General features: G+C 30.0%; 4 protein-coding genes, 1 rRNA gene and 2 pseudogenes. 3 read left to right on the top strand and 4 right to left on the bottom strand.

The genetic code is table 4. From position 1 onward, the window contains the following. Positions 1–1,039 precede the first annotated feature (1,039 nt). The 4 genes and pseudogenes from MAGTDC_RS05900 to MAGTDC_RS05910 form a co-directional block, all read right to left on the bottom strand. On the bottom strand, positions 1,040–1,186 hold the full coding sequence (locus MAGTDC_RS05900) for an Hsp70 family protein (RefSeq protein ID WP_146656902.1): 147 nt from the start codon (positions 1,184–1,186) through the stop codon (positions 1,040–1,042). Between the two features lie 203 nt (positions 1,187–1,389). Further along, a pseudogene (locus tag MAGTDC_RS05905) lies at positions 1,390–1,506 on the bottom strand (Hsp70 family protein); the annotation flags it as partial. 15 nt (positions 1,507–1,521) lie between these two features. Further along, positions 1,522–1,728 (bottom strand): Hsp70 family protein, encoded by a 207-nt coding sequence (locus MAGTDC_RS02475; protein ID WP_192573114.1) that lies wholly within the window; start codon positions 1,726–1,728, stop codon positions 1,522–1,524. 141 nt (positions 1,729–1,869) lie between these two features. Beyond that, positions 1,870–2,235, bottom strand: a pseudogene (locus MAGTDC_RS05910) (Hsp70 family protein). A gap of 817 nt (positions 2,236–3,052) precedes the next feature. On the opposite strand from MAGTDC_RS05910, the gene MAGTDC_RS02490 reads away from it, so the two are divergent. From MAGTDC_RS02490 to MAGTDC_RS04780, 3 genes are all read left to right on the top strand, one after another. Further along, on the top strand, positions 3,053–3,793 hold the full coding sequence (locus MAGTDC_RS02490) for an adenine nucleotide alpha hydrolase family protein (protein ID WP_146656900.1): 741 nt from the start codon (positions 3,053–3,055) through the stop codon (positions 3,791–3,793). 2 nt (positions 3,794–3,795) lie between these two features. Then, on the top strand, positions 3,796–5,232 hold the full coding sequence (locus MAGTDC_RS02495) for an electron transfer flavoprotein subunit alpha/FixB family protein (RefSeq protein WP_146656901.1): 1,437 nt from the start codon (positions 3,796–3,798) through the stop codon (positions 5,230–5,232). Positions 5,233–5,994: 762 nt separating this feature from the next. Continuing rightward, a 16S ribosomal RNA gene (locus tag MAGTDC_RS04780) occupies positions 5,995–6,822 on the top strand; the annotation flags it as partial.

A 6,822-nucleotide genomic window follows, 5' to 3' on the forward strand; every position in this document is an offset into this window, starting at 1 on the left:
GGTTAAATATTGAACAACATGTTGTAAGTTTGAACCATCTCTAATATAAAATTTATGGGATTTAGTAATTATCTTAACATACAGAATGTTCATAGAATCAATGTTCGTGTGAAGAAATCAATGTTCATGTTATAGTTGTTTTTTTGTTGTGGTAATTAAGTAATTCCTCTTTTATTAAGAGGTTTAATTTAATTTTAACATCTTGTTGTTGTTAATATTTTTCATTACTATATTACAGATTTTCTAAAATTGTTATTACTTTTTTTTGTTAAACAACAAGGTCATGGATGTTTACTGTGATATCTTCTTGTCTTAAAATTATATCATATTTCTTATAATTAATTAAATCTGTTACAATGGTATTGTTCGGTATTATATTTAAAACGTTCAAGAACCATTATCAGGATCAGTTCTAGCGGTTTTTCTTTCCATTTATTTGTTTTGAGTTATTAATGTATGTTAAAGACATAATCTTTTTTTTATTTGTATTTATTAAACTTCTTGTGAAGTATCATGATTATTAAATATGTTATCGAAGGTTTTCATTTGTCATTGTTAGTTCTTTATATTAAGGTTTGGTATAAGTGGTCTTAGACTTTTTTCTGGTAACATTGTAGTTTTATTTATATTTTCGAACATGGATGTTGAGTCCGAATTAGTTATGGTAATAAAATTTAGATAACCTATCATGGAAAATTTATAATCCGCTTTGTTAATTTGTTTGTTATCCAGATATTTTGTTAATGGCTAATAATTTATATAATTTATTTATTTAGTTGTTAGTTTTAGTATTGAACATAGTTTGGTTTAATATCTTAGATCTTTCTATCAGTTGTTTTAACATTGATCTTAATTGTTCAATATTTACTCCTATTGACGTTTAGTTTGGTTTTTTAGATTATTTGTATTGTTTATAAATGTTGGATTTGTTCTGATTTGATAGCTTAGTACATAAATATAGATTTATTAGTAGAGTAAATTAAGTTTTTAACTCGATTTCTAACTTTAACAACATCCTTGGTTTTTTGTTTTGGTTTTATTAATTAATAGAGTTAATTTCATTTTCTGTTAAATTACTGGAAGTTTTGATTTTAATCTGTTGTTCTTTGCCTGTTGTTTTAGTATTTATTGATACTTGAACTATTCCGTTAACATCAACGTCAAAAATTACTTCAATTTGGGAAATACCTCCTTAAACTTTAGTGATTTCGACTAAATCATAATTGTTTCTAACATTTATGTTGTTATAAGTTATTTTTTCCATCTTGATAAGTTTTTTATGGTAACATATAGATTGATTATCTTCTAGTTGTTGAGAATATTTGATACCATTTGGTTGGTGTTGTAGTAATCTTATCTATTAATCCTGTAAATATACTTCTTAAGGTTTTAATTCCTGATAACAACGTTGTAACATCAAATGATAATACATCTTTTTATGTTTCTTTGTAGTACTTCAGCTTGGATAGCCGCACCAATCGCGACAACTTCATCGGGATTGACATTTTTTTGTTTGGATCTTTATCAAATAAACCTTTCAACAACTCTTTGTATTTTAGACATTCTTGTTATTTCACCTACTAATATTATTTCATTTATAGATTTTGGAAGTTTCATGTTGTATCAGTCAAAACAGTTTCACATGGTTTGGTTGTTTTTAATAAATTCTTCAACAGTTTCTTCTAGTTTTGATCTTGATAAGTTACATGTTAAATGTTTTAGAACCATTTTCATCAACATTAATGAAAAGTAGATTTATTTCTGTATCGGTAATAGATTGATGGTTCTGTTTTAGGATTTTTCTTACAACATCCTTTATTCATTGGAGAACAAGTTTGTTTTTAACCAACGGTTAACATTGATCTCTTTTTAAAAACATGGAATACAATGTAATATAAGATTTTGGAATTGAAGTTCTTCTCTACCTAAAAATGTGTTACCATTTGTTAATTTTACTTTAAAAACACCATTTCCTAGTTCTAAGATTGAAATGTCCAAAGTTCTATTACCTAAATCATAAACCACTATTTTTTTGGTTTTATTTGTCTAGTCCATATGTTAACGCAGTTGGTGTTGGTTGTTGGTTTTTTCTTTAATTATTCTAAGAATATCTAAACTTACTATGTTTCTAGCGTCCCTTGTCGTTTGTTTTTGTGCAACATTGAAATATACTGGCACAGTTATTACCGTTTTGCTTATAATTTCTTTTATAAAATCTTTAGATACAACTTTCATATTTTTTTAAAAAAGTAAAAGCAGATATTTGTGATGAAGAATATCGTTTACTATTAGTTTTTTAACCAAGCATTACCATTGTTATTTTTGTTTCTAATGTTAACATTTTTTTGTTTGATTACAGTATTATTGTTGAATTTTCTATCAATTAATCTTTTTTTTTAATGATTTAGAATGTTTTTTTGGAGTTAATAATGGGTTTTTTGTTGCTTAGTTCAACCAATCTTTTATTATTAGGTGTAATTATCCGATAGACGGTGTTATTCTGTTAGTTTCTTTATTTTCTAGATTTTTTTATTTCTCTATTATCAGCAATCAGCAATACAGGAATTCGTTATACCTAAAATCAATATCTAATTATTATTGACATTATTATATTTGTTGTTGATTATTAATGATAATATTACTAATAAAAACAGTGAAGAAATATTTATAATAAAATCTAAGAAAAATATATAACGGTCTGGTATATATAACTTAATGATTCCGATTGGAAGTCTACAACATTCTATGTACCTATTTGTTGATTGATTATGATATGTTTGTTTTGAAATAATGTTGTAATTACTGATCATAAGAATAATTATGAATATTTCATAGATACATCAAATTTGAACAACTTTATAATAACAAGAAATTTAATTAATAGGAATGATGATTGAGTTTTTCATATGTTTTACAAATATTTTTCTGAAGTAATGATACAACGTTTGGTTGTTTAAAACATAACAATAAGTATTGAGTTTAATGTGGTTGTGTTATATTGGCTTTTTTATATATATGTTAACATAATATCCAATCTAGGGAACAATAAGTAATGAAAATTATTATAACGGTAAAAATTATTTATGATCCAGAGGTTAAACCAGAAGTAGTTAATGGAACACTTAATTATAAAACAGCAAAACGCATGATAGATCCGATTGATGAAGAAAATATATCTGCTGTTATTAAATTCAAAGAAATAGATCCTTCTGCAGTAATTACTGTGATCTGTTTATCGAAAGAATCCGATAGTGGTTTACTTAGACATGCTTTGAATATGGGTGTTGATGAAGTGGTGCTTGTTAAGATTAATGATTATGAAGAATCAATTGTTGACGGATTAACAAAATCCAAAGTATTGAAACGTTGATTAACTGCTGAAAAATATGATTTGGTTCTAACAGGTAAATCATCTTCAGATAATAATTCGGGATTTGTTGGTTCAGCGTTGGCAACATTCTTGGGTTGGAGACAACTTTATTGTGTTTGTGAATTAGTTGATAAAAAAGCAGATCAATTGACAGCACGTTGTAAATTGCGGAATAGAATCATGACTTTTGTTGTTAAGTTACCATGTGTATTGGTTTGTAAATTTGATAAATCAGAAACATCTGTTATTACGTTGGATCCGACCAAAGCTATAAACAAACAAATAAGTATAAAAGGTGTAAATAAGTTGAATTTAACTTGTTGTTCGTGTATTTCTGTTGTAAATTATGTTATACCGAATAAAATTAGAAAGGTAAAGGTTATAGATAATGTTGATACCCTAATGACAACGTTGTTTAGTTAACAATGAAAAGTGCATTAATAATATTAGAGGCTAAGAACAACAGGTTCAGTTCGAATGATCAGAAGTTAATTAATTTTATATCTAAATCTTATGAAAAGATTGGAATATTAACTGTTAATTGTAATTACGCTTGTGCTAAGACTTTAAAGAAGGTAAATGAGATCTATTTATTAGCAACCAAGATACCTATTAACGTTGATAGAAACAGTTGTGCTTGTGCGTTACTTGTTGCAGGTCTGATATTAAAATATGATATAACGGTTGCTGATACCGATACTTGTTATCACAATGTTATATGCAGAGCAGCTGCAGCCGTGAATCGTTATGTAATTTCTAATGTTTATGATATTTTAGGTGATAATATCTTTGTTAGAACGGCAAATGCTGGAATGGTAAATCAACATGTTGGCTTTAAATGTGATAAACCATGATTAATATCTGTTAAATTGTCATTAATAGCCGATCCTGATGTAGGAATGGTTGAGAAAAAACAACCAGAAGAGAAGAAATGTGATGCCAATCCAGATACAAATCTGGAAGTAAAGGATCAAAATGTTGACAACGTTGGAAGTAATAAAGATGTTATAGGTGGTAAGGATAAAGAAGTTGATAATCTAAAGGATAACTTAAATTCAAAGGATAATCAAGTAAATGAAAACAAAGAGGTTAAAGAAGATGTGGTTCGATGTGAAGAAAGTAGTTCGGAGGTTGCTACTCCAAGACCAACAATTACTAATGTGGATAAGGATGGTTTGAAGGAAACGGAGATAAAACCATGTGAAGATAAACCAAAAGAGATGGGTGTTGATAATAAGAAAGAAACAAATGAAGTTGTAAAACCAATAGAAACTGTACCAGATGTTAGATATCAGATTATTAATTTCCCTATTAGAAAACAACTGGAATTGATATCCTATTCAAAACCTGAGGTTAATAAGGAGTTACCGGATTTATCAAAGGCAGATATAGTTATAGCAGGAGGTAGAAGTTTTGGTACCGAAGAGAATTTTATGATTTGATTGAAACCATTGGCATTAAGACTTGGTGCTGCCATTGGAGCAACTAGAGGTGCTGTTGAATTGGGATGTGCACCGGTTGGATTTCAAATTGGAAGTGCAGGTTCGACTATAGCTCCTAAACTTTACATTGCATTTGGTATATCCGGATCAGATCATCACATGATTGGTGTCAAAGATGCTAAAACAATTGTTGCAGTTAATACTGATAAAGATGCCGCTATTATGTCGATGGCTGATTATTCTTTAACTATTGATATGTTTGATGTTATATCTGGAATGATGAAGTGATTGGATAGTAATAAAAATGTAGATATTAATAACTTAATACAAAATTTAAACAGAAATCAATCAAAACCTGTTCAATCTGAATCTAATCAAATTAAACCTGATATACAAGAAGTTAAACCGCCTACAAACTAGTTAGAAATAAAGGGAGATCGGGTTAGGTACTCCCGCACCATCCACATCATTAGTTGCCAACATGTTTGTCTCTGTTTATGTGCTTTGTCGATTGTAATTATGTTGGTATATTCATAACACATCATTTGCTTGGTTGTTTTTTCTTCGTGTTTTCAAGTCCGTGAAAGGAAAGTCTGATGAGAATCTGATTACAAAAATGTGGTGTTAACATGTTAAATCTATAAATTCTATTAAATAATAGAGGTCTGGATGTTGTTTTGTTGGTATATCCCAATTAAAATTTATTAGAACTGTAGGTACCAAGATCCAGGATCAGATAAATAGACCCATCAAATGTACATCTTCAATATTTATTGTCATGATCTGATCAATCATTGGAACAGAATTATAATCCACATCCATGTTTAACAACATAAATGGCATATATCACTTATCTTATATCGGTTTACATTTATTTTTGATACTTTTCGATTTTATATTCATGAATTCAACGATAAATGTTCTTGTTTATTAGTTTTTACTATTTTGATCGATGTTTATAGTATCAGATGTTCTAGTCAGTTATGTATGTGGGTCTTTTTTTTTGGATATTTTGTTGTTTTAATAATTTATAATTAATACCATAGTTACTACTGACCGTTTGTTTTGTTTGTTATCTTATCAACACTTGGGATAGTAATAAACAACTAATCCTATATTGCTCGTATTGAGATTTGATGTTAGAACAAATATACTAGGTTATAACAAGAAGTTATAGCTTAAGTTATTAAGAGCTTGATCCTGGCTCAGAACAAATGCTGGCGGCAGGCCTAACACATGCAAGTCGAGCGGACAACCTCTAAACAGGTTGTTAGCGGCGAACGGGTGAGTAACACGTGAGAATCTACCTTGTTCAACGGGATAGCTTAAGGAAACTTAAGGTAATAACGTATAATTCCTGCAACAGGTAAAGAATAATTCGGAACAAGATGAGCTTGCGGTAGATTAGCTAGTTGGTGGGGTAAAAGCCTACCAAGGCCAAGATCTATAGCTGGTCTGGGAGGATGAACAGCCACATTGGGACTGAGACAAGGCCCAAACTTCTACGGAGGGCAGCAGTGAGGAATATTGGACAATGGGCGGAAGCCTGATCCAGCCATGTCGCATGAGTGATGAAGATCTTATAAAAAAGGTACAGAATATGTACTTTGGATTGTAAAACTCTGTTTATTTAATGATAATAGTGATAGTAAATAGATAAAAGCTCCGGCCAACTTCGTGCCAGCAGCCGCGGTAATACGAGGGGAGCGAGTGTTGTTCGGTTTTATTGGGCGTAAAGGGCATGTAGGCGGTTTTGTAAGTCAATACTTAAATCTTGTAGTTCAACTTCATTACGGGTATTGATACTGCATAACTATGAACTTAATAGGGGTGAACACAATTCCAAGTGTAGAGGTGAAATTCGTTGATATTTGGAGGAGTACCAGAGGCGAAGGCGGTTCACTGGGTTAAGTTGACGCTGAGGTGCGAAAGCGTGGGGAGCAAACAGGATTAGATACCCTGGTAGTCCACGCCCTAAACGATGAGTGCTAACAGTCTGGTATAAATATT

The organism is Candidatus Hodgkinia cicadicola, from assembly GCF_002774925.1.